This is a genomic window from Micromonospora sp. CNZ303 (genome assembly GCF_004345505.1).
On sequence record NZ_SLVT01000023.1, the window covers coordinates 1 to 25,587 of the forward strand.

Annotated in this window: 21 protein-coding genes and 1 pseudogene; 16 read left to right on the forward strand and 6 right to left on the reverse strand. The window is 72.8% G+C overall.

What is annotated here, in order from left to right; all coding sequences use genetic code 11:
- Window positions 1-377: 377 nt before the first annotated feature.
- Together EV374_RS27770 and EV374_RS27775 are read left to right on the forward strand one after the other, a co-directional pair.
- Window positions 378-1,946 carry an MFS transporter gene (locus EV374_RS27770; RefSeq protein ID WP_132240115.1) on the forward strand — a complete coding sequence of 523 codons (1,569 nt, stop codon included), beginning with the start codon at window positions 378-380 and terminating at the stop codon, window positions 1,944-1,946.
- Between the two features lie 11 nt (window positions 1,947-1,957).
- The gene (locus tag EV374_RS27775) at window positions 1,958-2,566 is read left to right on the forward strand and encodes a TetR/AcrR family transcriptional regulator (RefSeq protein ID WP_132240116.1); all 609 of its coding nucleotides are present in this window, start codon (window positions 1,958-1,960) and stop codon (window positions 2,564-2,566) included.
- 91 nt (window positions 2,567-2,657) lie between these two features.
- On the opposite strand, the gene EV374_RS27780 is transcribed toward EV374_RS27775, so the two are convergent.
- Together EV374_RS27780 and EV374_RS27785 are read right to left on the reverse strand one after the other, a co-directional pair.
- The gene (locus EV374_RS27780; protein WP_132240117.1) at window positions 2,658-4,577 is read right to left on the reverse strand and encodes a helix-turn-helix domain-containing protein; all 1,920 of its coding nucleotides are present in this window, start codon (window positions 4,575-4,577) and stop codon (window positions 2,658-2,660) included.
- Window positions 4,578-4,591: 14 nt separating this feature from the next.
- A complete protein-coding gene (locus tag EV374_RS27785) occupies window positions 4,592-5,374 on the reverse strand; it encodes a 3-hydroxybutyrate dehydrogenase (RefSeq protein WP_132240118.1) in 783 nt (260 codons plus the stop codon).
- Between the two features lie 211 nt (window positions 5,375-5,585).
- Between EV374_RS27785 and ruvC the strand changes: the two genes are divergently transcribed.
- From ruvC to EV374_RS27825, 8 genes and pseudogenes are all read left to right on the forward strand, one after another.
- Entirely contained in the window at window positions 5,586-6,113 is a 528-nt protein-coding gene (gene ruvC / locus EV374_RS27790) for a crossover junction endodeoxyribonuclease RuvC (RefSeq protein ID WP_132240119.1), read from the forward strand.
- Window positions 6,110-6,712 carry a Holliday junction branch migration protein RuvA gene (ruvA, locus tag EV374_RS27795; protein ID WP_132240120.1) on the forward strand — a complete coding sequence of 201 codons (603 nt, stop codon included), beginning with the start codon at window positions 6,110-6,112 and terminating at the stop codon, window positions 6,710-6,712. The genes ruvC and ruvA overlap by 4 nt, the downstream gene beginning before the upstream one ends.
- On the forward strand, window positions 6,709-7,779 hold the full coding sequence (ruvB, locus tag EV374_RS27800) for a Holliday junction branch migration DNA helicase RuvB (RefSeq protein WP_132240121.1): 1,071 nt from the start codon (window positions 6,709-6,711) through the stop codon (window positions 7,777-7,779). Before ruvA ends, ruvB begins: the two co-directional genes overlap by 4 nt.
- Before the next feature lie 138 nt (window positions 7,780-7,917).
- Window positions 7,918-8,262 carry a preprotein translocase subunit YajC gene (gene yajC, locus EV374_RS27805; RefSeq protein WP_199184446.1) on the forward strand — a complete coding sequence of 115 codons (345 nt, stop codon included), beginning with the start codon at window positions 7,918-7,920 and terminating at the stop codon, window positions 8,260-8,262.
- Window positions 8,263-8,520: 258 nt separating this feature from the next.
- Window positions 8,521-10,446: a protein translocase subunit SecD gene (secD, locus tag EV374_RS27810; protein ID WP_207914616.1), complete on the forward strand. Its 1,926-nt coding sequence runs from the start codon at window positions 8,521-8,523 to the stop codon at window positions 10,444-10,446.
- Window position 10,447: 1 nt separating this feature from the next.
- Complete coding sequence (secF, locus tag EV374_RS27815) at window positions 10,448-11,641, forward strand: protein translocase subunit SecF (protein ID WP_132240122.1); 1,194 nt, start codon at window positions 10,448-10,450, stop codon at window positions 11,639-11,641.
- Between the two features lie 101 nt (window positions 11,642-11,742).
- Window positions 11,743-12,309, forward strand: coding sequence for an adenine phosphoribosyltransferase (locus tag EV374_RS27820; RefSeq protein ID WP_132240123.1), 567 nt, complete (start codon window positions 11,743-11,745; stop codon window positions 12,307-12,309).
- Between the two features lie 404 nt (window positions 12,310-12,713).
- A pseudogene (locus EV374_RS27825) lies at window positions 12,714-14,993 on the forward strand (RelA/SpoT family protein); the annotation flags it as partial.
- A 323-nt stretch (window positions 14,994-15,316) separates the two neighbouring features.
- On the opposite strand, the gene EV374_RS27830 reads toward EV374_RS27825, so the two are convergent.
- Window positions 15,317-16,156, reverse strand: coding sequence for a peptidylprolyl isomerase (locus EV374_RS27830; RefSeq protein WP_132240125.1), 840 nt, complete (start codon window positions 16,154-16,156; stop codon window positions 15,317-15,319).
- 65 nt (window positions 16,157-16,221) lie between these two features.
- A complete protein-coding gene (locus EV374_RS27835) occupies window positions 16,222-17,109 on the reverse strand; it encodes a peptidylprolyl isomerase (RefSeq protein WP_132240126.1) in 888 nt (295 codons plus the stop codon).
- A gap of 324 nt (window positions 17,110-17,433) precedes the next feature.
- Between EV374_RS27835 and EV374_RS27840 the strand changes: the two genes are divergently transcribed.
- The 3 genes from EV374_RS27840 (at window position 17,434) to EV374_RS27850 (ending at window position 20,571) form a co-directional block, all read left to right on the forward strand.
- On the forward strand, window positions 17,434-18,150 hold the full coding sequence (locus EV374_RS27840; RefSeq protein WP_132240127.1) for an MBL fold metallo-hydrolase: 717 nt from the start codon (window positions 17,434-17,436) through the stop codon (window positions 18,148-18,150).
- A 90-nt stretch (window positions 18,151-18,240) separates the two neighbouring features.
- Window positions 18,241-19,569, forward strand: coding sequence for a histidine--tRNA ligase (hisS, locus tag EV374_RS27845; RefSeq protein WP_132240128.1), 1,329 nt, complete (start codon window positions 18,241-18,243; stop codon window positions 19,567-19,569).
- A 69-nt stretch (window positions 19,570-19,638) separates the two neighbouring features.
- A complete protein-coding gene (locus EV374_RS27850; RefSeq protein ID WP_132240129.1) occupies window positions 19,639-20,571 on the forward strand; it encodes an acyl-ACP desaturase in 933 nt (310 codons plus the stop codon).
- Window positions 20,572-20,666: 95 nt separating this feature from the next.
- On the opposite strand, the gene EV374_RS27855 is transcribed toward EV374_RS27850, so the two are convergent.
- Window positions 20,667-21,188 carry a PaaI family thioesterase gene (locus EV374_RS27855; RefSeq protein ID WP_132240130.1) on the reverse strand — a complete coding sequence of 174 codons (522 nt, stop codon included), beginning with the start codon at window positions 21,186-21,188 and terminating at the stop codon, window positions 20,667-20,669.
- Between the two features lie 56 nt (window positions 21,189-21,244).
- On the opposite strand from EV374_RS27855, the gene EV374_RS27860 reads away from it, so the two are divergent.
- The 3 genes from EV374_RS27860 to EV374_RS27870 all read left to right on the forward strand — a co-directional run bounded on the left by EV374_RS27860 (window position 21,245) and on the right by EV374_RS27870 (window position 24,791).
- Entirely contained in the window at window positions 21,245-21,721 is a 477-nt protein-coding gene (locus EV374_RS27860; RefSeq protein ID WP_132240131.1) for a winged helix-turn-helix transcriptional regulator, read from the forward strand.
- 309 nt (window positions 21,722-22,030) lie between these two features.
- The gene (locus EV374_RS27865; protein WP_132240132.1) at window positions 22,031-23,080 is read left to right on the forward strand and encodes an alpha-lytic protease prodomain-containing protein; all 1,050 of its coding nucleotides are present in this window, start codon (window positions 22,031-22,033) and stop codon (window positions 23,078-23,080) included.
- 103 nt (window positions 23,081-23,183) lie between these two features.
- Window positions 23,184-24,791, forward strand: a complete 1,608-nt coding sequence (locus EV374_RS27870) for an MFS transporter (RefSeq protein ID WP_132240133.1) — start codon at window positions 23,184-23,186, stop codon at window positions 24,789-24,791.
- A gap of 7 nt (window positions 24,792-24,798) precedes the next feature.
- Here EV374_RS27870 and EV374_RS27875 read toward each other — a convergent pair whose 3' ends face one another.
- The gene (locus tag EV374_RS27875) at window positions 24,799-25,530 is read right to left on the reverse strand and encodes a hypothetical protein (protein ID WP_132240134.1); all 732 of its coding nucleotides are present in this window, start codon (window positions 25,528-25,530) and stop codon (window positions 24,799-24,801) included.
- Between the last annotated feature and the right edge of the window lie 57 nt (window positions 25,531-25,587).

A 25,587-nucleotide genomic window follows, 5' to 3' on the forward strand; every position in this document is an offset into this window, starting at 1 on the left:
GGTGTGGCCCGCCGTGCCCGGCGCAGGGATCAAGCCTGACCGCCCGGAGCCGGGCACGGCGGGCCACACCCCCACCACGACGCACCGCACCAGCCGACGCACCTCAACCGCTCCACGCCTCAACCGCTCCACGCCTCAACCACCCAACGTCTCAACCACTCAAGGCTTCGATCACCCAAGGCCCCGACCATCCACGGGTCGAACCCTGCTCCCCAACCATCCCCCGAGCGCCATGCAGCACCCGGAAAGAGGACACGAGTGACCGCCGCCACATAAGATACGAACCGGTTCCGTATCGATAACCACCCGCCTACGCTGACACCGCCGAATTACGAGTCTGGCCCGTATCGAAACGGGGTCCGGGGGGAGAACCGAAGATGCCACCGCACGAGCACACGGGACACCCGAGGAGGTGGGCGATCCTCGGGGTGCTGGTGATCAGCCTGCTCGTGGTCGTCCTGGACAACACGATCCTCAACGTCGCGCTGCGGACCCTCGCCGACCCGGTGCACGGCCTCGGGGCGAGCCAGGGTGAGCTGGAGTGGTCGATCAACTCCTACACGCTGGTCTTCGCCGGCCTGCTGTTCACCTTCGGCGTGCTCGGGGACCGCGCCGGGCGTAAGCGCTTCCTGCTGATCGGCCTGGTGCTCTTCGGGTTGGCGTCGCTGCTGTCGGCGTACGCGCAGAGCCCCGCGCAGCTCGTCGCGGCCCGTGCGCTGATGGGCGTGGGTGGCGCGGCCATCATGCCGGTCACGCTCTCGATCATCTCCAACGTCTTCGATCCCCGCGAGCGGGGCCGGGCCATCGGCGTCTGGGCCGGCGCGGTCGGCCTGGCCGTGGCCATCGGCCCGATCCTCGGCGGCGCGTTGCTGGAGCACTACTGGTGGGGCTCGGTCTTCCTGATCAACGTGCCGGTGGTGGTGCTCGGCGTGGTGCTGGTGGCGCTGCTCGTGCCGGAGTCGCGGGACCCGGAGCCGGGCCGCGTCGACGTCGCCGGCGTGCTGCTGTCGGTGGTGGGGCTCGTCGCGTTGACCTACGGCATCATCGACGGCGGCGAGCACGGCTTCGGCCGCCCGCTGGTCTGGGTCGCGATCCTCGGCGGCCTGGCGGTGCTGGCCTGGTTCGTCGCGTACGAGCGGCGCAGCGACCACCCGTCGCTGGACGTGCGGCTGTTCCGGGTGCCGCGCTTCGCCGCGCCGGTGGCCATCGTCGGGCTGATCTTCTTCGCCGCGATGGGCGTCATGTTCTTCACCTCGTTCTACCTGCAACTGGTGCGCGGCTACAGCCCGCTGGAGACCGGCCTGCTCTTCCTGCCCTTCGCGGCGGCCCAGCTCGTCTTCGCCCCGGCCAGCGCGGCGATGGTCCGCCGGTACGGCGGCAGGGCCGTCGCGGCGGTCGGGCTGACGCTGACCGTGGTCGCACTCGGCGCGTTCGCGTTCGTCGACGCGACCACCCCGATCTGGGTGGTGCTGGTCGTCTTCTTCCTCCAGGGCACCGGGATGGCCAACATCATGCCGCCGGCCACGGAGTCCATCATGTCCGCGCTGCCCCGGGAGAAGGCCGGCGTCGGCTCGGCGGTCAGCAACACGGTCCGGCAGGTGGCCGGCGCGCTCGGCGTGGCGGTGCTCGGGTCGGTGCTCTCCGCGGTCTACCGTGCCGACGTCGACCCCGCCCTGCGGGACCTGCCCGCCGGGGCGCGCGAGGCGGCCGGCGAGTCCATCTCCGGTGCGTACGCCGCGGCGGGTCAGCTCGGGCCGGCGGCGCCGCAGCTGATCGCGGTCGCCGACGACGCCTTCCTGGCCGCGATGCACTGGGCGGCGGGCCTCGCGGCCGCGATCGCCGCGCTCGGCATCCTCGTGGTGCTGCGCTGGATGCCCGGCCGCTCCGCCGACGCGGCGGAGAGGCCGGTGCCGGTGGGGGAACCCGAGTTGGCCGGGACCGCCTAGCTTCGGGAACAATGTCCGACATGACTTCCACCGCCGACGCTCCCCGGCCGCCCGGGCGGCCGAGGAGCGTCCGCGCGGACGAGGCGATCGTCGAGGCCGCCCTCGACCTGCTCGCCGACGGCAGCACGATCGAGGCGATCTCGATCGAGGCGATCGCCGCCCGTGCCGGCGTCGGCAAGGCCACCATCTACCGCCGCTGGCCGGGCAAGGACGCGCTGCTGCGCGACGCCCTGCGTACGCTCAAGGGCAGCCCGCCCGAGCCCGCCGGCCACTCGGTCCGCGACGACCTGATCCTGCTGGTCGGCGCGGTCGGTAACCACATCGACCCGCGGGCGGCGCGGATCATGCCCTGCCTGGTGCCGGAGGTCAACCGCAGCCCCGAGCAGTACCAGCTCTACCAGAACATCATCGAGCCCCGGCGGGAGATGATGCGCGAGGTGCTGCGGCGCGGGATGCGCTCCGGCGAACTGCGCGCGGATCTCGACGTCGAGGTGGTCATGGCGATGCTGGCCGGCCCGATGCTGGTGCAGCGCGTCATGCGCTGGCACCCCGAACTCGACGAGGCCACCCTGCCGCAGCGCATCGTCGACGGCGTCCTGGACGGCATCCGCGCCCGCTGACGGCCCCGCCTCGCCGGGCGGCGGCCCCGGCGGTCGGACGCCTGTCGGTCGCGCTGCGGCCAGGTCCGTCGGCGCCCAGGTGCGCGGGCCGTCAGGCGGCGGGCGTACGCAGGCGGTGCAGGCGCAGGGCCAGCTGCACCTCCAGTGCCCGCTCCGGCTTCTGCCAGTCCGCGCCGAGCAGCTGCCCGACCCGCTCCAGCCGCTGGGTGACCGTGTTGACGTGCACGTGCAGCAGCTCGGCGGCCCGGGCGAGGCTGCCGCCCACCCCGAAGTACGCCTCCAGGGTCCGCACCAGCGCGGTGCCCCGCCGGGCGTCGTAGTCGACGACCGGCCCGACGGTGGCGGTCAGGAACCGGTTGACGTCCTTGTCGCCCCCGTCGCCGACCGCGCCCAGCAGCAGCCCGACGAAGCCCAGCTCGGCCGTGCTCGCCCCCTGCCCCGAGCGGCCCAGCGCGCCCAGCGCGGTCAGGCACCGCTCCGCCTCGGCGAACGTCGCGGCCAGCGACGCCGGCCCCGTCGACGGGCCGCTCGACCCGGCGGTCACCGGCCGGCCGGTCACCCGGGACAGGTCCCGGGCCACCGCCCGGGCGCTGCCGCCCGCGTCCTGCCCGGGCAGCATCAGCACCACCCGCCCGTCGCGGGCCGCGGCCAGCCCGCCCCGGGTCGAGGCGTACGTGGTGGCCCAGGAGAGCACCCGCTGCCGGGCCGAGCCGGTGGCGGCGATGGCGTCGTCGCCGACCGCCACGAGCACGTGCGGGGCGTCCAGGTCCACCCCGAGCCGGCGGGCCCGGCTGCGCAGCGCGTCCGTGTCCCGCAGCGGCCGGGCGATCAGGTCGTCGAGCAGCTCGCCCCGGACCCGCCCCTCCGCCTCGGCGACGGTACGCCGGAACAGCAGCAGCAGCGCCGTCACCAGCGACGCCCGCTCCAGGATCCGCTGGTCGGCGTCGACCAGCTCGTCGTCGGGGCGCAGCACCAGCGCGCCCATGTTCTCCGCCCCGGCCACCACGGCGGCGTACCAGAGCCGGCCCCGGCGCACGCTGCGGCCCTCCGTACGCGAAGCGGCCACCGCCTCCACCATGTCCGCCCGGTCCGGCTCCTCGATCTCGCCGACCCGGGCCAGCAGCCGGCCCTCCGCGTCGAGTGCCAGCAGTGCCCCGCCGAGCACGTCGGTGACCGCCGCGGCGACGTCCTCCACGCCGCCCCCGCGCAGCACCAGCGCGGTCATCCGGTCGTGCGCCGCCGCGGCCCGCTCCACGGAGCTGCTGTGCGCCCGGATGGTGGTGTTGGCCGCCGACAGCTCCTCCAGCGCCGCCTGCGTCTCCGCGAGCAGCCGCGCGGTGTCGATCGCCACCGCCGCGTGCGCGGCGAGGGAGACCAGGAGCGCCACCTCCTCGCGGACGAACGGCCGGGCCGAGCGGTTGGCCGCGTAGAGCACCCCGATCGAGGTCGAGCCGAGCCGCAGCGGCACCCCGAGGATGGCCACCAGGCCCTCCTCGCCCACGCCGGCGTCGATCTCGCCGGTGTGGTGGAATCGGTCGTCCTCCGGGTAGTTCGCGGTGACGTACGGGGCGCCGGACTGGGCCACCAGGCCGCCGAGGCCCGCGCCCATCGGCAGCCGCAGCTGCTGGAAGCGGGCGGAGACCGAACCGTCGGTGACCCGCATGTACGTGTCGCCGCGCTCCTCGTCGTCGAGGGTCATGTAGGCCACGTCCGCGCCGAGCAGGTTGCGCGCCCGGTGCACGATCGCGCGCAGCACGTCGTCCAGGTCGCGCAACCCGGCCAGGTCGCTGACCGTGTCGTACAACCCGGAGAGCTCGACCTCCCGGCGGCGGCGGCGTTCCAGCAGCGCGCGGACCCGCAGCGCGACCGTCTTGGCCTGCTCCAGCTCGGCGAGCCGCGCGGGCGGCAGCCCGGCGGCGCGCGCGGCGACGAGCGGCCCCTCGAACTCCACCGCGGCGGCCTCGCGGGCGAGCAGCTCCAGGAACTCCACCGGTGACGACATGACCGACATTGTGCGGCTTGCCACTAGTTCGCCGTCCAGCCCCCGTCGAGCGCGATGGACGCGCCCGTGATGAACGCCGCCGGCGGCGAGCAGAGGTACGCCACGAGTTCGGACACCTCCTCCGGCTCGATCAGCCGCTTGATCGCCGCCCGCGCCAACATGATCTTCTCGACCACCTCGCTCTCGGGGATGCCGTGGCTGGCGGCCTGGTCGGCGATCTGGCTCTCCACCAGCGCCGTGCGCACGTACGCCGGGTTGATGCAGTTGGCGGTCACGCCGTGCGGGGCGCCCTCCAGCGCGACCACCTTCGACAGCCCTTCCAGCCCGTGCTTGGCGGAGACGTACGCCGACTTGTACGGCGAGGCGCGCAGCCCGTGCACCGAGGAGATGTTCACGATCCGCCCCCAGCCCCTGGCGTACATGTGCGGCAGCGCCCGACGGATGATCAGGAACGGCGCCTCCACCATCACCCGGTGCAGGTGGGCGAAGCGCTCCGCGGAGAACTCCTGCACCGGCGCCACGTGCTGCAGGCCCGCGTTGTTCACCACGATGTCCACGTCGGCGTCGAGGCGGTCCACCGCGTCCGGGTCGGCCAGGTCCACGCCCTCGGCCCGCCCGCCGGCCTCCGCCGCCACCGCCTTGGCCGCCTCGATGTTGCGGTCCACCACCAGGACCTTGGCGCCGGCGGCGCCCAGCCGCAGGGCGCAGGCCCGGCCGATGCCGCTCCCGCCCCCGGTCACCAGGGCGGTACGACCAGCGAGGTCGACGTGTACGACGTGGGGGACCGCCACGGGTTCTGCCGTCATGGCGCATGAAGTTACGAGCTGTGTGTCCGGGCGCACATGGGCCGGCGACACATACTCACTGTCCGGCATGTGTGGCCGCCGCGCGCCCCGCACGGCGTGTCGGCGCGCCCGGCGTGTCCCCGGCGGCGGGGTGTCGCCCGGCTCGGTAGGGTGTCGAACACACGTACTGCTGGCGGCTGGGGTCTCGCCGGCGGCTGGGGGAGGAGGCGGCGTGCGCGTGCTGGGCGTCGACCCGGGGCTGACCCGGTGCGGGGTCGGCGTGGTCGAGGGTGTGCCGGGGCGGCCCTGCACGCTGATCGCCTACTACGTCGTCCACACCGATCCGGACGACGACCTGGCGCTGCGCCTGCTGCACCTGGACCGTTCGCTCACCGACCTGGTCGCCGAGCACCGGCCCGACAGCGTCGCCGTCGAGCGGGTCTTCAGCCAGCACAACGTCCGCACCGTGATGGGCACCGCCCAGGCCAGCGGGATCGCCGTGCTCGCCGGCGCCCGCGCCGGGCTGCCCGTGCAGACCTACACGCCCAGCGAGGTGAAGGCGGCCGTGACCGGTTCCGGCCAGGCCGACAAGGCGCAGATGACCGCCATGGTCACCCGGCTGCTGCGGCTGGCCGAGCCGCCGAGGCCGGCGGACGCCGCCGACGCCCTGGCCCTGGCCATCTGTCACGTGTGGCGCGGCGGAACGCGTTCCAAGCTGGCCGCCGCGGCCGACCGGGTACGACGAGGAGGAGCCAGATGATCGCCAGCGTGCGCGGGGTGGTGACCGCGACCGGTCCGGACCACGCCGTGGTGGAGGTCGGCGGGGTGGGCCTGGCGGTGCAGTGCGCTCCGGGCACCCTCGCCGACCTGCGCATCGGCCAGCCCGCCCGGCTGGCCACCAGCCTGGTCGTCCGGGAGGATTCGCTCACCCTCTACGGCTTCGCCGACGACGACGCCAAGCAGCTGTTCGAGCTGCTCCAGACCGCCAGCGGCGTCGGCCCCCGGCTGGCCCAGGCCGTACTCGCCGTGCACACCCCCGACGCGGTGCGCAAGGCGATCGCCAACGCCGACACCGCCGCGTTGACCCGGGTGCCCGGCATCGGCAAGAAGGGCGCGGAGCGCCTGGTCCTGGAGCTGCGCGACCGTGTCGGCCCGGTGCCGGTCGGCGCCGACGGCGCGGCCGGGGTCACCGGCGGGGCCTGGCCCGAGCAGGTCCGCCAGGCGCTGGTCGGGCTCGGCTGGACGGCCGGGCAGGCCGACCAGGCGGTGGCCGCGGTGGCGGAGACGATCGACGGTGCCGTGCCGCCGGTGCCGGTCCTGCTCAAGCAGGCCATCCGGCTGCTGGGCCGCACCCGGTGACGGGGGCCGACGGAGGGCTCGTCTCCGCCTACGTGCACGACGCCGACCTCGACGCGGAGGCCACGGTCCGGCCGAAGCGGCTGGAGGAGTTCATCGCCCAGCACCGGGTCCGCGACCAGCTCGACCTGCTGCTCCAGGGCGCGATGCGGCGCGGCTCCCCGCCCGACCACATCCTCCTGTCGGGCCCGCCCGGCCTTGGTAAGACGACCCTGGCCAACATCGTCGCCGCCGAGCTGGGCTCGGGCATCCGGGTGACCAGCGGCCCGGCGATCGAGCGCTCGGGCGACCTGGCGGCGATCCTGACCAGCCTCGCCGAGGGCGACGTGCTCTTCATCGACGAGATCCACCGGATCGCCAAGCCGGCGGAGGAGCTGCTCTACAGCGCGATGGAGGACTTCCGGGTCGACGTGATCGTCGGCAAGGGGCCGGGCGCGACGGCGATTCCGCTGGACGTCGAGCCGTTCACCCTGGTCGGCGCGACCACCCGGTCCGGCCTGCTCACCGGGCCGATGCGCGACCGGTTCGGCTTCGTCGCGCACCTCGACTTCTACTCGCCGGCCGACCTTGAGGTGCTGCTGCGCCGCTCGGCCCGGATCCTCGGCGTGCCGATCACGGACGACGGCGCCGCCGAGGTCGCCGGCCGCTCCCGGGGCACGCCCCGCATCGCGAACCGCCTGCTGCGCCGGGTCCGCGACTTCGCCGAGGTCCGGGCCGACGGGGTGGTCACCCTGGAGACCGCCCGGGCCGCCCTGAAGGTGTACGACGTCGACGCACTGGGCCTGGACCGGCTCGACCGGGCGGTGCTGACCGCGCTGGTCGACTCGTTCCGGGGCGGCCCGGTCGGCCTGTCCACGCTGGCCGTGGCGGTGGGTGAGCAACCGGACACGGTGGAGGAGGTCTGCGAGCCTTTCCTGGTCCGGGCCGGTTTGCTGGCCCGTACGCCGCGCGGCCGGGTCGCCACGGAGGCCGCCTGGCGGCATCTGGGCCGTACGCCGCCGAATGGTACATTTGGCGCTAATGCTCCTGCGGTGCCCGATCTGTTCTCGACGGATGCCGATCAGCCGTGATGTGAACGTGATCTGTGCCGCATTCGGCGTTCCCAGGTGCAGGGATTAGACTCGCGCCGGTCTGTACAGGACGTGAGAATCCGCTTCCGCTCCGGCGCGCCCGCGCCGGGCCGGGGGCCAATGGGAAGGTCTTTCACCGTGCTTTACGCAGCAGAGGGCGGCGGGGGTGCCGGCAGCCTGACGCCGATCCTCATGATCGCTCTGCTCTTCGGCGTCATGTACTTCATGATGATCCGCCCCCAGCAGAAGCGCCGCCGTGAGGCGGAGTCGATGCAGTCCGCCCTCGCCCCCGGCGACGAGGTGGTCACCATCGGTGGCCTCTACGGCACGGTCACCGGCGTGGACGACGACACTGTCCTGCTCGAGGTCGCGCCCGGTGTGCAGACCCGCTACGCCCGTCCGGCCATCGCCCGGGTCGTCAGCCAGGCGGAGCGCCCCGCCGACGAGCCGGTCGTCGAGGACGCGGACGTCGTCAAGGAATGACGGTCGCTCCCGCCCCGCGCGGGATGGTGGTCGCCGGACTCCGGTGACGACTTTCCCCGACGGGGCAGCGGAGTCGACGTGAAAACTGGATAGTTGGGCCCGACGCCGGAAGCCGGCTCGTCCCGTTCCGCCCGGCGCCCCCGCGCCGAGCCCCGGAGCCGGATGCCGGCCTCCGACGCCGGCCCGTCGGACCCGCCGGCCGGACCGGCCGACACCCGCCGCACCAGCGGCGCGACCGTACAGGGAGACAGGACAGCCGTGGCACCACCTCAGGGACAGATGCGGCCCGGACGGCAACTGGCCGTGCTCGGGCTCATCTTCGTCGTCCTCTATCTTTTGGTGTTCTTCGCGGGCGGCGCCAGCGGCGGCCTGAAGGACAGGCTCGAGCCCAAGCTCGGCCTGGACCTCGTCGGCGGCACGCGGCTGACGCTGGAGGCGACCAACAGCGTCGACGGCCGGCCCCCCACGGCGGAGAACCTCGAAGAGGCCCGCCAGATCATCGAGAGCCGCGTCAACGCCTTCGGCGTCGCCGAGGCCGAGGTGGTCACCGAGGGCAACCGCAACATCGTGATCTCCCTGCCCGGCGAGAACCGCGACCTGACCGAGGTGGGCGACGCCGCCGAGCTGCGCTTCCGCAAGGTGCTCAAGGCCGCCGACGGCAGCGGCGCGGCCACCGCCCCGCCGCCCGCCGCCACCCCGGCCCCGTCCGGCAGCGCGGCCCCGGCCCCGTCGGGCAGCGCGAAGCCCTCGGGCAGCGCCGCCCCGTCGGGCAGCGCCGCCCCGAAGGCGACCGCGTCGCCGAGCGGCGGTCAGGGCGGTATGGCCCCGGCCCCGAGCGCCAGCGCGTCGGCCGCACCGAGCGCCACCCCCTCGGCCGCCGCCCCGGCGCCGAGCGCCAGCGGCGAGCCGGTGCCGCAGAGCATCGAGGAGCAGCGCAAGGCCGTCGAGCAGAAGGTCGGCGCCGCCGCCTGGGCGGCCGCGAGCGGTCTCCAGGCTCCGGCCGACCTGACCGCCGACCCGTCGCTGGCGGAGAAGCTCAAGCCGTTCGCGGCTCTCGACCCGCGCCAGGTCGCGGTGCTGCCGCCGACGATGCAGTTCAACGTGCCGCAGATCAGCTGCGCCCAGCTCGACAAGCGCCCGCCGGCGTCGATCTCGGCTGCCGACCAGCAGGCGGTGGCCTGCGAGGACGGCGTGGCGAAGTACCTGCTCGACCAGGCGAAGGTGCTGGGCACCGACGTCAAGGGCGCCAGCGCGGTGCTGGACCAGACCAGCCAGTGGGTGGTGAGCCTCGACTTCACGGGCGACGGCCAGACCAAGTGGACCAACCTGACCCGCGAGGCGTTCAACAACGAGGGACAGGCCTGCGACGCCACCGCCCTCGGCCAGGACGGCAAGTGCCGCGTCGCCGTCGTGCTGGACAACGAGATCGTCTCCTCGCCCGAGATCCAGGGCGTGCTGACGGGCAACTCGCAGATCACCGGCAACTTCACCCAGAAGGACGCCAGCGCCCTGGCCGGCCAGCTGCGCTACGGCGCGCTGCCGGTGACCTTCGAGGCGCAGGAGCAGCAGAACGTCACCGCCACCCTGGGTGCCAGCCACCTGCGGGCGGGTCTGCTCGCGGCGGGCATCGGCATGCTGCTGGTCATCGTCTACTCGTTCTTCTACTACCGCCTGCTCGGCTCGGTCATCTTCCTGAGCCTGGTCCTCTCGGCGCTGCTGGTCTTCGGCGCGCTGGTGGTGCTCGGCCGGCAGATCGGCTTCACCCTCACCCTCGCCGGCATCGCCGGCATGATCGTGTCACTAGGTGTGGCGGCGGACTCGTTCGTCATCTACTTTGAACGGCTCAAGGACGAGATCCGCGAGGGGCGCAGCCCGCGCAGCGCGGTGCCGCGCGCCTGGATCCGGGCCCGCCGCACGATCATCTCGGCCAACGCGATCACGCTGATGTCGGCGGTGGTGCTCTACGTGGTCTCGGTCGGCACGGTGAAGGGCTTCGCCTTCGCCCTCGGCCTGGCCACAGTCCTGGACCTCGTCGTGGTCTTCCTCTTCCGGCACCCGATCATGACGATGTTCGCCCGCACCTCCGCGTTCCTGTCCCCGCGGGTCAGCGGTCTCGGCCGGGCGCTCCCGCCCCGGACGGCCGAGCCGGCCAAGCCCCGCAACCCGCGCGTCAAGGAGGCCTGAGATGGCAAAGAGTGGTCTCGCGAGCCGCCTCTACCGCGGCGAGGCCGGCCTCGACGTCATCGGCCGGCGCAAGGTCTGGTTCGGCGTGGCGCTCGCGCTGGTCCTGCTGTCGGCGCTCAGCTTCGGGCTGCGCGGCTTCAGCCTCGGCATCGAGTTCGCCGGTGGCAACTCGTTCCAGATCCCGGCCAGCGTCGGCACGCTGGAGCAGACCGAGGTGAAGGTCAAGGACGCCCTGGCCGTGGCTGGCGACGACGCCAAGGTCGTCACCACCCAGAAGGTCGGCGGCACCGGCGGCGACTTCTACGAGGTGCGCACCACCCAGCTCGACACCGAGCAGTCCAACGCCGTCAAGACCGAGATCGCCGAGGAGTTCGGCATCGACGCCGCCACCATCAGCGGCAACCAGGTCAGCGAGGCGTGGGGCAGCCAGGTCACCTCCCGGGCGCTGCTCGGTCTGGTCATCTTCATCGCGGTGGTGATGATCTACCTGATCCTGCGCTTCGAGTGGCGGATGGCGGTCGCCGCGGTCACCTCGCTGATCATGAACCTGATCCTCACCGCCGGCATCTACTCGCTGGTCGGCTTCGAGGTCACCCCGTCGACGGTCATCGGCTTCCTCACGATCCTGGGCTTCGCGCTCTACGACGTGGTGGTGGTCTTCGACAAGGTGCAGGAGAACACGCGCGGCATCACCGCCAACAACAACCAGACGTACGGCGAGGCGGCCAACCTGGCGATCAACCAGAGCCTCATGCGGTCGCTCAACACCTCGGTGGTCGCGCTGCTGCCGGTCGGTGGTCTGCTCTTCATCGGTGCCGGCCTGCTCGGCGCGGGCACCCTGAAGGACCTCGGCCTGGTGCTCTTCGTCGGTATGGCGGTGGCGTTCCTGACCTCGATCCTGCTGGCCACCCCGCTGCTGGTGGTGCTCAAGAACTACGACCCGCGCATCCAGGCGCACAACAAGCGGGTGATGGCCCGCCGGGGCGCGATCGCCCGGGGCGAGGTCACCGGCAAGGGCACCGCCCCGCGTACCGACGAGTCCGACGACGAGCCGGTCGACCCGGAGTCGGCCGCGCTGGCCGGCGCGGCGCCGCGGGTCGGCGCCCGACCGGCTGGGAAGCGCCCGACCGGCGCGCGGAGCGGCCGGCCCGCCGGCGGCGGCGGCAACCGGCCGGGTGGCGGCAAGCGGCGCTGAGCCGAGCCGGGCAGACCCGGTAGGAACCGATCCGACGGCGTCCTTCATGCTGTGCGAGCAGCATGCAGGACGCCGTCGTCGTGAAGGGGAGCGGAACTGCCGTGACGGAGACCCACAGCACCGGGGTACGGGGAGACAGCGGCCCGGCCACCGCCGCGCTGGTCGCCAGCCGGGTGCTCGACGTGCCCGACTTCCCGAAGCCCGGCGTCATGTTCAAGGACCTGATGCCGCTGTTCGCCGACGGCGACACGTTCCGTCAGGTGATCGACGGGATCGTCGCGTACCACGGGCGGGAGTCGTTCGACGCCGTCGTCGGCATCGAGGCGCGCGGGTTCGTGGTCGCTGCCGCCATCGCGTACGCGACCGGGGTCGGCGTCGTGCCGGTGCGCAAGGCCGGCAAGCTGCCCCGACCGGCCTACTCGGCCTCCTACGCCCTGGAGTACGGCGAGGCCACGCTGGAGGTGCACGAGGACGCCTTCACGGCCGGGCACCGGGTGCTGGTGGTCGACGACGTGCTGGCCACCGGCGGCACCGCCGAGGCGACGCTGGACCTGGTGGAGCGGGCCGGAGGGACCGTGGCCGGCTTCACCGTCCTGCTGGAGCTCGCCTTCCTCGGCGGCCGGGATCGGCTGGCCCCGCGCCCCGTGCATGCCCTGTTGACCGTTTGACCCCACCGGCCGTCGGGCGGACCCGGTGCGGACCGTCCGGCGGAGCGGCGGGGCACCGTGCGTGCGGGTAGCATTGCCCTTTGCTGACCGGGCGGGACCCGTCCGGGCGGCGCGAGACCAGGCCGGCCGGCGCACGGTCGGTGACTTCCCGGCGAGCGGTGAGGAGGCCGGTGTCCCACGATGTCGCCCCTCCGGTGGAGGGCACGGTGTACCCGACAGGCGACGCGGACGGCTCGGCGACCGCACCCAACGGTGACGCGCAGGCTCCGGAGGCGGGCCCCGGCGTGACCGTCCCGGCCGAGCCCGTACGCCCCGACACGCCGACGGCCACGGCCGACGGCGCGGGCGCGGCGACCGAGGGGGTCCTGCTTCCGTTCCCCGCCGACGTCGTCGGCGACCACATGCCGAGCGCCGGTTTCGCGCTCTCCACCGCGCCCACCGGCCGCAGGGTCCGGGCGCGGCTGGCGCGGTTCAACGCGCCGTGGCAGTCCTCGCAGGTCAGCGAGGTGCTGGAGCCGCTGATCTCGACCCACCGGGACGCCCACCCCAAGGCGGACGCGCGGCTGCTCCAGCGCGCCTTCGACACAGCGGCCCGCTGGCACTCCGGGCAGTACCGCAAGTCCGGCGACCCCTACATCACCCACCCGCTCGCGGTCGCCACGATCCTGGCCAACCTGGGCATGGACACCACCACCCTGGTCGCCGCGCTCCTGCATGACACGATCGAGGACACGGAATACACCCTCGACCAGATGCGGGCCGACTTCGGTGGCGAGGTGGCGCTGCTGGTCGACGGGGTGACCAAGCTCGACAAGGTCAAGCTGGGCGACGCGGCCAAGGCCGAGACGATCCGCAAGATGGTCGTCGCGATGGCCAAGGACCCGCGGGTGCTGGTGATCAAGCTGGCCGACCGGCTGCACAACATGCGTACCCTCACCTTCCTGCCCCGCCCGAAGCAGGAGCAGAAGGCGAAGGAGACGCTGGAGATCCTGGCCCCGCTGGCCCACCGGCTGGGTATGAACACGATCAAGTGGGAGCTGGAGGACCTGGCCTTCGGCACGCTCTTCCCGAAGCGCTACGAGGAGATCAACCGCCTCATCGGGGAGCACCAGCCGCAGCGCGAGGCGCTGCTGCGCCAGGTGACGCAGAAGGTGCAGACCGACCTGAAGGCCGCCAAGATCAAGGCGGAGACCACGGGGCGGCCGAAGCACCTCTACTCGATCTACCAGAAGATGATCGTGCGGGGTCGCGACTTCAACGACATCTACGACCTGGTCGGGGTGCGGATCCTGGTCGACACGGTGCGGGACTGCTACGCGGCGCTGGGCGTGATCCACGCCAACTGGCAGCCGGTGCCGGGCCGGTTCAAGGACTACATCGCGATGCCCAAGTTCAACATGTACCAGTCGTTGCACACGACGGTCATCGGGCCCACCGGCAAGCCGGTGGAGATGCAGATCCGCACGTACGCGATGCACCGCACCGCCGAGTTCGGCATCGCCGCGCACTGGAAGTACAAGGAGCACAAGGGCACCCAGATCGTCGGCCCGCCCGCGCACATCGACGAGATGACGTGGCTGCGCCAGCTGCTGGACTGGCAGCGGGAGGCGGCCGACCCGAGCGAGTTCCTCGACGCGCTGCGCTTCGACCTGTCCAGCCAGGAGGTGTACGTCTTCACCCCGAAGGGTGACGTCATCCCGCTGCCGACCGGCTCCACGCCGGTGGACTTCGCGTACGCGGTGCACACCGAGGTCGGGCACAAGTGCATCGGGGCGCGGGTCAACGGCAAGCTGGTGCCGCTGGAGTCGACGCTGTCCAACGGCGACGTGATCGAGATCTTCACGTCGAAGTCCGACACGGCCGGCCCGACGCAGGACTGGCTGGGCTTCGTCAAGAGCCCGCGGGCGCGGACGAAGATCCGGCAGTACTTCAACAAGGAGCGGCGCGAGGAGGCGATCGAGGCCGGCAAGGACGCGATCGTCAAGGCGATGCGCAAGCAGGGCATGCCGTTGCAGCGGATGCTCACCTCCGACGCGCTGATGGCGATCGCCCGGGACCTGCACCTGGCCGACGTGGCCTCCCTCTACGCGGCGGTCGGCGACAGCCAGGTCTCCGCCCAGTCGGTGGTGCAGAAGCTGATGGCCGCGTACGGCGGCGAGGAGGGCGCGGCGGAGGACATCGCCGAGACCGCCGTCGCCACCCGTCCGCCCCGCAGCCGGCAGAGCAGCGCCGACCCCGGCGTGGTCGTACGCGGGGTCAGCGACGTGTGGATCAAGCTGGCGCGCTGCTGCACGCCGGTTCCGCCGGACTCGGTCTTCGGTTTCGTCACCCGCTCCGGCGGCGTCAGCGTGCACCGCGACGACTGCGCCAACGCCGAGGACCTGCGGGCGCAGGCCGAGCGGGTGGTCGAGGTGAGTTGGAAGCTCACCTCGGCGTCGACGTTCCTGGTCGCCATCCAGGTCGAGGCGCTGGACCGGCACAAGCTGCTCGCCGACGTGACCCGGGTGCTCTCCGAGGAGCGGGTGAACATCCTCTCCGCCACGGTCACCACCACCCGCGACCGGGTGGCGGTGAGCCGGTTCAGCTTCGAGATGGCGGACCCGAAGCACCTGGGCCACCTGCTGGCGGCGGTCCGTAAGGTGGACGGCGTCTTCGACGCCTACCGCGTCACCTCGGGCGCCTGACCCCGCCCGACCCTTCGCACGACGGCGCGCCCCGGCCCGGCACCGACAGAGCCGGGGCGCCCCGCTCTGCCGCCCCTGCGGCCCTCCCACCCGTCCCCACCCGCACCCCTGGCCCTCCGGGCACCCCTGCACCTCGGGCTTTCCTGCCCCTTGGTGATCATGAGGTTGGCGGCAGCCAGGGAGATCGAGATCGCCGCCAACCTCATGATCACCGAGAGCGGGCCGGGTGGTGGGCGGGGAGGGTGGGTCGGGTGGGAGAACGTGGGACAGGGAAGCGCCCGCCGGCATCGCCGGCGGGCGCTCGTCGTACGGCTGGGTGTGGATCAGCCCTGGGGGGCGCTCATGGTGAGCTTGTTGATGACGACTTCCTTTTTCGGGTGGCCGCCACCGGCCTGCTTCGCGAAGGCCTTGTCGTCGCCCGCCGCCGCGACCTGCTTCACGAGGTCCATGCCGCCGGTGACGGTGCCGAGGACGGTGTAGTTCGGGTCCAGCGGCGAGTCGCCGTAGACGATGAAGAACTGGCTGCCCGTGCTGCCCGGCTGGCCCGAGTTGGCCATCGCGATCACGCCCTCCGGGTACGGGGGCCGCTTGTCGGTGGGCAGGTTCTCCTCGGCGAGCCGGTAGCTCGGGCCGCCGGTGCCGTCGGTCTGGCGCCAGCCCTTGCCCGTCGCGCCGGGGTCACCGCACTGGAGCACCTTGATGCCCTCGGTCACCAGCCGGTGGCACTTGCTGTTGTCGAAGAAGTTCTTCTCCGCCAGGTGGGTGAAGCTGCCCGCGGTGCAGGGCACCGCCGACCGGTCGATCGTGGCGGTGATCGGGCCCAGGTTGGTGTCGATCGTCATCGTCTGGGTGCCCGTGGCCGACTGCTGCACGGGCGGCACCCCGACGTCCTTGATCTGCGGGGACCGCTGGTCGGCGGGGATCTCGGTCCAGGCGCACTGCACGTTGCCGGCACCCGGGCCGGCGGTGTCGGTCTTGTCGTCGTCTCCGCCGAGGGTGGTGACGAGCCAGACCGTGCCGGCGACGACGAGGACCAGGACCGAGGCGGCCCCCACGATCGCCTGGGTCTGCCGGCGCTTGCGGGCCCTGGCCGCGCGCTCGGCCATCTCCTTCTCGAGCCGGGCGCGCGCCGCCGCGCGCTGCCGCTCTCTGGTGGACGTCACGCCTGGATCCTCCTGGGCTGTCGGGTGGCGCGGTCGGTGCCGCTGCGATTGGTGGGGCGGCCGGGTCAGCCGGCGCTCGGGCTGGCCGCCGGAGCGCCCGAAGCGGGCGGCGTCGGTGCCGAGGTCGCCTGCGCCACGGGCTCGCCGACGGTCAGGCTCTGCACGACCACGTCGTCGTCCTTGGGCTTGACCTTCGCCCCCGTCCCATTGTCCACGGTCGGTTTGGCACCGATCTTCGCCACCACGTCGATCCCACCGGTGACCCGGCCGATGATCGGATACTTCGGGTCGGCCGTGGTGAAGTCCTTGAAGAACATCAGGAACTGGCTGCCGTTGGCGCCCGGCGGGTTGGCGATCATCGCGACCGTGCCCTTCGGGTACGTCGCGGGCTGGCCGGCGGCGGGGCTGGCCGACGGTGACGGCGCGGTGGGCACGTTCTCGTCGTAGAACGAGTAGGTGGGGCCGCCGAGCCCGGTGCCGCTCGGGTCGCCGCAGCGCACCGCGCCCTCGGCGGTGATCTCGTGGCACTTGGTGTTGTCGTAGAACGACCGGCTGGACAGGTGGGCGATGCTCGCCGCCGCGCACGGGGCGCCGGCCAGGTCCAGCTCGACGGTGATCGGCGCACCCTGGTTGGTGGTGACCGTCATCGCACGTACGCCGTCGGTGGGCAGCCCCTCGGTGGCCGGGGTGCCGACGTCCTTGAGGTTGGTGTTCGCGGTGGCGTCCTGCGGCGTCCAGAGGCAGACGTCCTCGGCGGCCGTGTTCTCCTTCGGCTCGTCGTCGAAGGCGCCCAGCGCCCACGCCGAGCCGCCCACGATCAGCGCGAGGACGACGGCGACGCCGACTCCGGCCTGGATCTGCCGACGACGCTTGACGGCGGCGGCCCGGCGGGCGAGTTGCCGGTCGAGCTTGGCGCGCGCCAGTTTGCGCTGCCGGTCCCTGCTGGAAGCCACCCGTGCTCCCCTTCCTCTACCCTGGTCGTCACCGGTGGTCGGGCGTCCTGCGCCCGTTCGGCGGCAGGTGCGCCACGCCACACGCCCGCCAGAGTGTACGGCTACCGACTGGGAAAGTGGTGTACGAGGTCCGGGCCGGGTTTATCGGAACGCGTCACTGCGCCCGGCGGAGCCCCCGCGACGCACGCGATCGGCGCCGCACGCGGTGCCCGGGACGGGGCGCGATCGGCGCCACGCGGGGCGCCCCGGACGCACGCGCAGAACCTCCTCGCCCCGCCCGATAGGCTGCTGACAGGCAACCCACTCGACGGAAGGGGAGCGGACGTGCTCGTGGCCGGCTTTCCCGCGGACGCCTTCGGCACCAACTGCTACGTGGTCGCCGCCGCGCCGGGGGAGCAGTGCGTGGTGGTCGACCCCGGCATCGGGGTGCTCGACCGGCTCGACGCCCTGCTGGCCGAGCATCGGCTGCACCCGGCCGCCGTCCTGCTCACCCACGGCCACCTCGACCACACGTTCTCGGTGGCGCCGGTCTGCGGCGCGCGCGGCATCACCGCGTACGTGCACCCCGGCGACCGGGAGATGCTCGCCGACCCGGCCAAGGGGCTGTCGGCGGATCTCAGGGCGCTCTTCGGCGGGCGGCTGCCGTACACCGAGCCGGAGGACGTCGCCGAGCTGACCGACGGCGCCACGCTCGCCCTCGCCGGGTTGGAGATCACCGTCGACCACGCCCCGGGCCATACCGGCGGGTCGGTGCTCTTCCGACTGCCGGCCGCCGGCTCGTCGTGGGATGCGGAGCAGCTCTGCCTCTCGGGCGACGTCCTGTTCGCCGGCTCCATCGGCCGCACCGACCTGCCGGGCGGCAGCATGACGAGGATGGTCACCAGCCTCCGGGACAAGATCCTCCCGCTGGCCGACGACACCGTCGTGCTGCCCGGCCACGGCCCCGCGACCACCATCGGCCGCGAGCGCGCGACCAACCCGTACCTCGTCGAGGTGGCGGGTGGCGGCGCGCGACCGGCGGCCCCCGCCCGCGGCCTCTGACCGGCCGCACCGACTTCTCGCCCCGCGGCCGTGGCCGGCCGCGCCGACTCTTCGCCCGCGCCGACCGCGCGGGACCGCGAACGGAGCATCATGAGCAAGCCCACGCCCATCTCCGGCTTCCCGGAGTGGACGCCCGCGCAGCGGATGATCGAGCAGTACGTCCTCGACAGGATCCGCGACACCTTCGAGCTGTACGGCTTCGCCCCGCTGGAGACCCGCGCGGTGGAGCCGCTGGACCAGCTGTTGCGCAAGGGGGAGACCTCAAAGGAGGTCTACCTGATCCGGCGGCTCCAGGCCGACGCCGACGGCCCGACCGGCGACGACGCGCTCGGCCTGCACTTCGACCTGACCGTGCCGTTCGCCCGCTACGTGCTGGAGAACGCCGGCAAGCTCCAGTTCCCGTTCCGCCGCTACCAGATCCAGAAGGTGTGGCGGGGCGAGCGGCCGCAGGAGGGGCGCTACCGCGAGTTCCTCCAGGCCGACATCGACATCGTCGACCGCGACACCCTCGCCCCGCACCACGAGGCGGAGATGCCGCTGGTGATCGGCGACGCGCTGCGCTCGCTGCCGATCCCGCCGGTGCGGATCCAGGTCAACAACCGCAAGATCTGCGAGGGCTTCTACCGGGGCATCGGGCTGACCGACCCGGAGTCGGCCCTGCGCGCGGTGGACAAGCTCGACAAGATCGGCCCGGCGAGGGTGGCCGAGTTGCTGGCGCAGACGGCCGGGGCGAGCGAGGCGCAGGCCAAGGCGGTCCTGTCGCTGGCGGAGATCTCCGCCCCGGACGCCTCCTTCGCCGACGCCGTCCGCGCGCTGGGCGTCAGCGACCCGATGCTCGACGAGGGGGTCGAGGAGCTGGTCCGGGTGGTGGAGACGGCCGCCGCGCACTCGCCGGGGCTCTGCGTGGCCGACCTGCGCATCGCCCGGGGCCTGGACTACTACACGGGCACGGTCTACGAGACCCAGCTGATCGGCTACGAGCGGTTCGGCTCGATCTGCTCCGGCGGCCGGTACGACAACCTGGCCAGCGCCGGTGCCACCCGCTTCCCGGGGGTGGGCATCTCGATCGGGGTGACCCGGCTGCTGGGACTGCTCTTCGGCGCCGGCGCGCTGTCGGTGTCGCGGGACGTGCCGACCTGTGTCCTGGTCGCGGTGACCACCGAGGATCAGCGCGCCGCCAGCAACCGGGTGGCCGAGGCGCTGCGCTCGCGGGGTGTGCCGACCGAGGTGTCGCCGAGCGCGGCGAAGTTCGGCAAGCAGATCCGCTACGCCGAGCGGCGGGGCATCCCGTACGTCTGGTTCCCCGGCGCGGACGGCGCGGCCGACGAGGTGAAGGACATCCGTTCCGGCGAGCAGACCGCCGCCGCGGCGGGGGAGTGGACGCCGCCCCGGGCGGACCTCAGGCCGCTGGTCAGCTGAGACATTACTGGCGCGTACGCGCGATCGGACCTACGGTGGCGTAAGTTACGCCACCGTAGGGAGATCGTCGTGACCGCACTCAGCCAGACCGCCCTGCTCCTCGAACTGGAACCCGTCGTCGAGAAGAACCTCGACCGTCACCTGGCCATCGCCAAGGAGTGGTTCCCGCACGAGTACGTGCCCTGGAGCGAGGGGCGCACCTTCGACGGGCCGCTGGGCGGCGAGGCGTGGGCGGAGAGCGACTCGACGATCCCTGACGTGGCCCGTACGGCGCTGATCGTCAACCTGCTGACCGAGGACAACCTGCCCTCGTACCACCACGAGATCGCCACCCTCTTCGGCCGCGACGGCGCCTGGGGCACGTGGGTGCACCGGTGGACCGCCGAGGAGGGTCGGCACGGCACCGCCATCCGGGACTACCTCACCGTCACCCGGGCGGTGGACCCGGTGGCGCTGGAGCGGGCCCGCATGACGCACATGTCCGCCGGCTACGCCAACGTCCACGACGACGAGGTGCTGCACTCCCTGGCGTACGTCTCGTTCCAGGAGTTGGCCACCCGGATCTCGCACCGCAACACGGGCCGGGCCACCGGCGACCCGGCCTGCGAGGCGCTGCTGGCCCGGGTCGCGGCCGACGAGAACCTGCACATGGTCTTCTACCGCAACCTGCTGGCCGCCGCCTTCGAGCTGGCGCCGAGCCAGGCGATGCGGGCGGTCGCCGACGTGGTGGCCGACTTCCAGATGCCCGGAAACGGCATCGACGGCTTCGCCCGCAAGTCCGTGGCGATCGCCCTCGCCGGCATCTACGACCTGCGCCAGCACCGCGACGAGGTGGTGGCGCCGGTGCTGCGCCAGTGGGACGTCTTCAACGTGACGGGGCTCGACGCCGACGGCGAGGCCGCCCGCGACCAGATCGCGACGCACCTGGACGACCTGGACCGCGCCGCCTCCCGCTTCGAGGAGAAGCGCGCCGCCCGCGCCGCCCGCCTGGCCTCCCGCTGACCCCCGCCTCGCCCTCGCCTCGTCGATCATGCAGTTGTGGCGGGGGACGGAAGCCGTGAACCGCCAGTATCCCGGCACCGCAACTGCATGATCGACTACTCGGTGGGTGGGGGGTCCAGGGGGAAGAGGAGGCAGGTGGAGGTGGCGTGGGCGATCAGGCGCGACTTCGCGTCGAGCAGCTTCGCCTCGGCCAGGGCGGTGCGGCGGCCGCTCTGCAGGACGGTGCCCTCGCAGCGCAGCGTGCCGCTCGCGACGGTGACCGGTCGGAGGAACTTCACGTTCAGGTCCAGCGAGGTGTAGCCGACCCCGGCCGGCAGGGTGGTGTGCACCGCGCACGCCGCGGCGGTGTCCAGCAGGGTGGAGATGACGCCGCCGTGCACGGTGCCGAGCGGGTTGTAGTGGAACTCCTGGGGGACCAGTTCGACGGCCACCCACCCCTCGTCGGCCTCCATCCTGGACATGTCGACCAGGTGCATGATGGGCGGCGCCGCCAGCTCGCCGGCGATCATCGCGCGGAGCAGTTCCAGGCCGCCGCGCCGGCCGACGTGCGCGGCGTTGATGCCCGGGTCGGCCCACGAGAAGGTACGGCTACGCACCGGATCCTGCGTCTGTGTCATGGACCCAGCCTGGCAGCGCGTTGCTGAGTCTGTCAATCAGACCTAGCCTGGAGCGCATGAGACCCGCGGCACTGGACTGGTCGGTGGAGAACTGCACCATCGCCCGGGCGATGGAGATCCTCGGCGAGCGGTGGACCCTCGTCGTCCTGCGCGAGGTCTTCAACGGCGTCCGCCGCTTCGACGACATGCGGGTGCGCACCGGCGTCCCCCGGCAGGTGCTGACCAACCGGCTGGCGATGCTGGTGGAGCGCGGCGTCCTGCGGCGCGAGCCCTATCGGGAGCCCGGCAGCCGGGAGCGCCACGAGTACCGGCTCACCGGGATGGGGCTCGACCTGTGGCCGGTGCTGGTCGCCGTCCTCGGCTGGGGGGACCGCTACCTGGCCGACCCGGAGGGCTCGCCGCTCACGGTCGCCCACCGCGACTGCGGCGGCGAGGTCCGCGTCGAGCTGCGCTGCGAGCGCGGGCACGAGGTCGACCGGCCGCGCGACGTGGTGCCGCGGCCGGGGCCCGGGGCGCGCCGCCGCACCGGCTGACCCCCGTCGGCGGGCTGGCCGCCGGCCGGCAGGACGAGGGCGGTCAGGGCGGGAGGGGGGCGGACCGCCGGGCCGCGCGTACCGGATGGTGGGACGGTGGAGCGAAGCGTATCGACGTACGCCTGTGTCCACGATGGTTCGCGCCGATGACCTCGGCAGCCGGGGCGAAAAGGACAAAGTCGGGTCTTGCATACGAACTCAAGTATGTGAATACTTCAGTGTGCTCGGCCGGTACCCCCAGATCGGCAGGGCTGCTCCCGGCTCGTGTCGCCCCGGCGCGGGTCTGTCACCCCTTCTGGAGGTTGTTGCATGCGACCCACGAGGTCCTCGCTCCGTCGTGCCGCCGTCGTCGCCGCGGCCGGCGCCATGGTCGCCGGCTCGCTGATCGGCGCGCCCGCCCAGGCCGCACCCTCGTTCGCTTCGCCCGACGCCGCCGCCGGCCTGGCCGAGCGCCTCGGCGACCGGTCCGCCGGCACGTACGCCGACGCCAACGGCAAGATGGTCGTCACCGTGACCGACGCGCTCGCCGCCCGGCAGGTCAGCGCCGCTGGCGCCACCCCGAAGATCGTCAAGCGCGGCGCCAGCGAGCTGGCCCGGGCCACCTCGGAGCTGGACCGCTCCGCCAAGATCCCCGGCACCGCGTGGTGGACCGACCCCGCCACCAACCAGGTTGTCGTCTCCGTCGACAGCACCGTCACCGGCGCCAAGCTGGAGCGCGTCAAGGCCGCCGCCGAGCGGATGAACGGCGCGATCCGGATCGAGGCCGAGGCCGGCGTGCTCGGCACCCGCATCTCCGGCGGCCAGGCCATCTACGCCGGTGGCGGCGGTCGCTGCTCGCTCGGCTTCAACGTCCGCAGCGGCAGCACCTACTACTTCCTGACCGCCGGGCACTGCACCAACATCTCGGCCAGCTGGTACAGCAACTCCGCCCAGACCAACCTGCTGGGCAGCCGCACCGGCACCAGCTTCCCCGGCAACGACTACGGCATCGTGCGGCACAACAACTCCGCCAACGCCGCCGGCAACGTCTCCCTCTACAACGGCAGCTTCCGGGACATCACCGCCGCCGGCAACGCCTACGTCGGCCAGTCGGTGCAGCGCTCCGGCAGCACCACCGGCCTGCGCGGCGGCTCGGTGACCGCGCTCAACGCCACGGTGAACTACGCCGAGGGCTCGGTCTCCGGCCTGATCCGCACCAACGTCTGCGCCGAGCCGGGCGACAGCGGCGGCTCGCTGTTCAGCGGCACCATCGCCCTGGGTCTGACCTCCGGTGGTAGCGGCAACTGCCGCACCGGTGGCACGACCTACTTCCAGCCGGTCGGCGAGGCGCTGAGCCGCTACGGCGTCAGCATCTTCTGATCGATCGCACCGCAACGGGCCGCCGGGTGATCCCGGCGGCCCGTCCGCGTACCCGTGACGGTTCGCCGGACTCGAGCGGGCGGGCCGGGGTACGTTCCGGTCGGTGAGCGACTCCCCGACCCCGCCCGCCGACGCCGTCGCGTCCGCCTGGGCCCCGCTGCGGCTCGCCGCGTTCCGCAGCCTCTGGCTGGCGGTCCTGGCCAGCAACGTGGGCACCTGGATGCAGACCGTCGGCGCCCAGTGGCTGCTCGTCGAGGAGGCCAACGCCTCGACCCTGGTGTCGCTGGTGCAGACCGCCAGCATGCTGCCCGTGCTGCTGCTCGCCCTGCCGGCCGGCGCGCTGGCGGACACCCTCGACCGCCGCCGGCTGCTGATCGGGGTGCAGTTCTTCCTGGCCACCGTCGGCGTGCTGCTGACCGGCCTCACCGCCGCCGACCGGATGCCGCCGGCGCTGCTGCTCACCCTGACGTTCGCCCTCGGCGTCGGGCAGGCGCTGACCCTGCCGGCCTGGCAGGCGGTCATCCCCGAGCTGGTGCCCCGCTCCCAGCTCGTCTCGGCCTCGGCGCTCGGGTCGATCAGCGTGAACCTGGCCCGCGCGGTCGGCCCGGCGGTGGCCGGGGTGCTGGTCGCCCGGGCCGGCGTCGCCACCGTCTTCGCCGTCAACGCGGTGTCGTTCGCCGTCTTCGCGCTGGCGCTGCTGCGTTGGCGGCCGGAACGGGCCGGCGGCGACGACCTGCCGGAGCGGTTCACCGCCGCGTTGCGCGCCGGCGGCCGGTACGTGCGGCACTCGCCGGTGGTCCGCCGGATCCTGCTGCGCGCCGCACTGTTCGTGGTGCCGGGCAGCGCGCTGTGGGCCCTGCTGCCCCTGGTTGCGAGCCGCCGCCTGCACCTGGGCGCGGGCGGGTACGGCGTGCTGCTCGCCGCGCTCGGCGTCGGTGCGGTGGCCGGCGCCCTCGTACTGCCCCGGATCCGGCTGGCGCTCTCCACCAACCGGCTTCTGCTGCTGGCCGGCCTGGTCTATGCCGCCGTCCTGGTGGTGCTCGCCCTGGCGCCGGGCCCGGTGCCGGTCGCCCTGGCCCTGGTGCCTGCCGGCATGGCCTGGATGACAGTGCTGTCCAGCGTCAACGCCGCCATGCAGCTCTTCCTGCCCGGCTGGGTACGCGCCCGCGGCCTCTCCGTCTACCAGATGGTCTTCGCCGGCGGGCAGGCGCTCGGCGCGGTCGCCTGGGGTGCCCTCGGCGAGCTGACCAGCCTCGTGGTGGCGCTCGCCGCGGCGGCCGGGACGATGGCGGTCGGCGCGGTGACCGTACCGCTCTGGCCGCTGCGCGAGACCCGGGGCCTCGACCGGGACCCGGCCGTATGGTGGCCGGAGCCGCACCTGACGCTGCCCGCGGACCCACGCGGCGGGCCGGTGCTGGTGACCGTCTCCTACACGGTGCCGCCGGAGCGGCAGGCGGAGTTCGTCGCGGCGATGCGCCTGGTGGGCAGGTCCCGACGGCGTACGGGGGCGATGCGCTGGGGCCTGTTCCGCCCGGGCGAACGGGAGGACGGCTTCGTCGAGGTCTACCAGGTGCCGTCGTGGGAGGAGCACCTGCGCCAGCACGGCGGCAGGCTCACCGGCGCCGACCGGGGCGTCGAGGAGCGGGCCCGGGCGCTGACCGTCGGGGAGATCGTGGTGAACCACCTCCTGCCGGCCGACGCGGGCGACTGACCGGGCGTCAGCCGGCGGTGACGCTCGCGCCGGTGAACACGACCGCGCCGTCCGGGAACTCACACTGGATCCGTAGGACGAGTTCGTCGGCCCCCTCCACATCCGCGACGAGGTCACGGGGGGTGCTCATCCGCGCGTCGAACTGCTGCCCCCGTACGACCCGAGTGACGGTGGCGTCCTTCTCGTGGATCGCCACCTGCGCGTAGACGAGGACCGCGCCCTCTCGGTCGTCCGGTGACGGGAAATACGGCCGGACGGTAGCGGTCAGGTCGAGAAAACGTCGCTGCAACCGGAACGCGACCTCCCGCTGCTTGTCCGATCCGGTGTTTCTCGGGCAATTGATGACGATCGACCTGTCGTATTCCGGGCGGCCGGTCAGTTGCCGTGGAAGTTTCGCGAGATTGGCCGCACCGGCCTCGACCGGCAGCGTGTCCAGTCGGACCGCGCTCGGCGATCCGGCCGGCGCAACCGTGGCCTCCCCGGAGGCGGGTGGGTTGACCGGGCCACCCTCCGGCGCACGTGTCGGTGTGGCGGAGGGGTCTGCCTTTCTCCACCCGAGGTCCCACCCGGAGACGTCCCGCGCGAGGGTGAGTGCGGTGAACAGCACACCCAGCACGGTGAATATCAACGTCACCCGCACGAAGGGGTTCGCCGCCCGGCTCTGGCCCGATTCTCCCATGTCTCGCAGCATCCCTTCGCCATGGCCGTGGCCGTTCGGTCCCACGCAGAGGTCTGTCAAAGTATTGTCACCTTCGCGCTGTCGAAGGTTACTCCGCCCGGGTTGTCGCGCATTCCT

What these genes read in the sequence shown, in the direction of transcription:
- EV374_RS27770 (WP_132240115.1), top strand. Translation starts at nt 378, where the DNA reads ATGCCACCGCACGAGCACACGGGACACCCGAGGAGGTGGGCGATCCTC.
- EV374_RS27775 (WP_132240116.1), top strand. Translation starts at nt 1,958, where the DNA reads ATGTCCGACATGACTTCCACCGCCGACGCTCCCCGGCCGCCCGGGCGG.
- EV374_RS27780 (WP_132240117.1), bottom strand. Translation starts at nt 4,577, where the DNA reads ATGTCGGTCATGTCGTCACCGGTGGAGTTCCTGGAGCTGCTCGCCCGC.
- EV374_RS27785 (WP_132240118.1), bottom strand. Translation starts at nt 5,374, where the DNA reads ATGACGGCAGAACCCGTGGCGGTCCCCCACGTCGTACACGTCGACCTC.
- ruvA (WP_132240120.1), top strand. Translation starts at nt 6,110, where the DNA reads ATGATCGCCAGCGTGCGCGGGGTGGTGACCGCGACCGGTCCGGACCAC.
- secF (WP_132240122.1), top strand. Translation starts at nt 10,448, where the DNA reads ATGGCAAAGAGTGGTCTCGCGAGCCGCCTCTACCGCGGCGAGGCCGGC.
- hisS (WP_132240128.1), top strand. Translation starts at nt 18,241, where the DNA reads ATGAGCAAGCCCACGCCCATCTCCGGCTTCCCGGAGTGGACGCCCGCG.
- EV374_RS27855 (WP_132240130.1), bottom strand. Translation starts at nt 21,188, where the DNA reads ATGACACAGACGCAGGATCCGGTGCGTAGCCGTACCTTCTCGTGGGCC.
- EV374_RS27860 (WP_132240131.1), top strand. Translation starts at nt 21,245, where the DNA reads ATGAGACCCGCGGCACTGGACTGGTCGGTGGAGAACTGCACCATCGCC.
- EV374_RS27865 (WP_132240132.1), top strand. Translation starts at nt 22,031, where the DNA reads ATGCGACCCACGAGGTCCTCGCTCCGTCGTGCCGCCGTCGTCGCCGCG.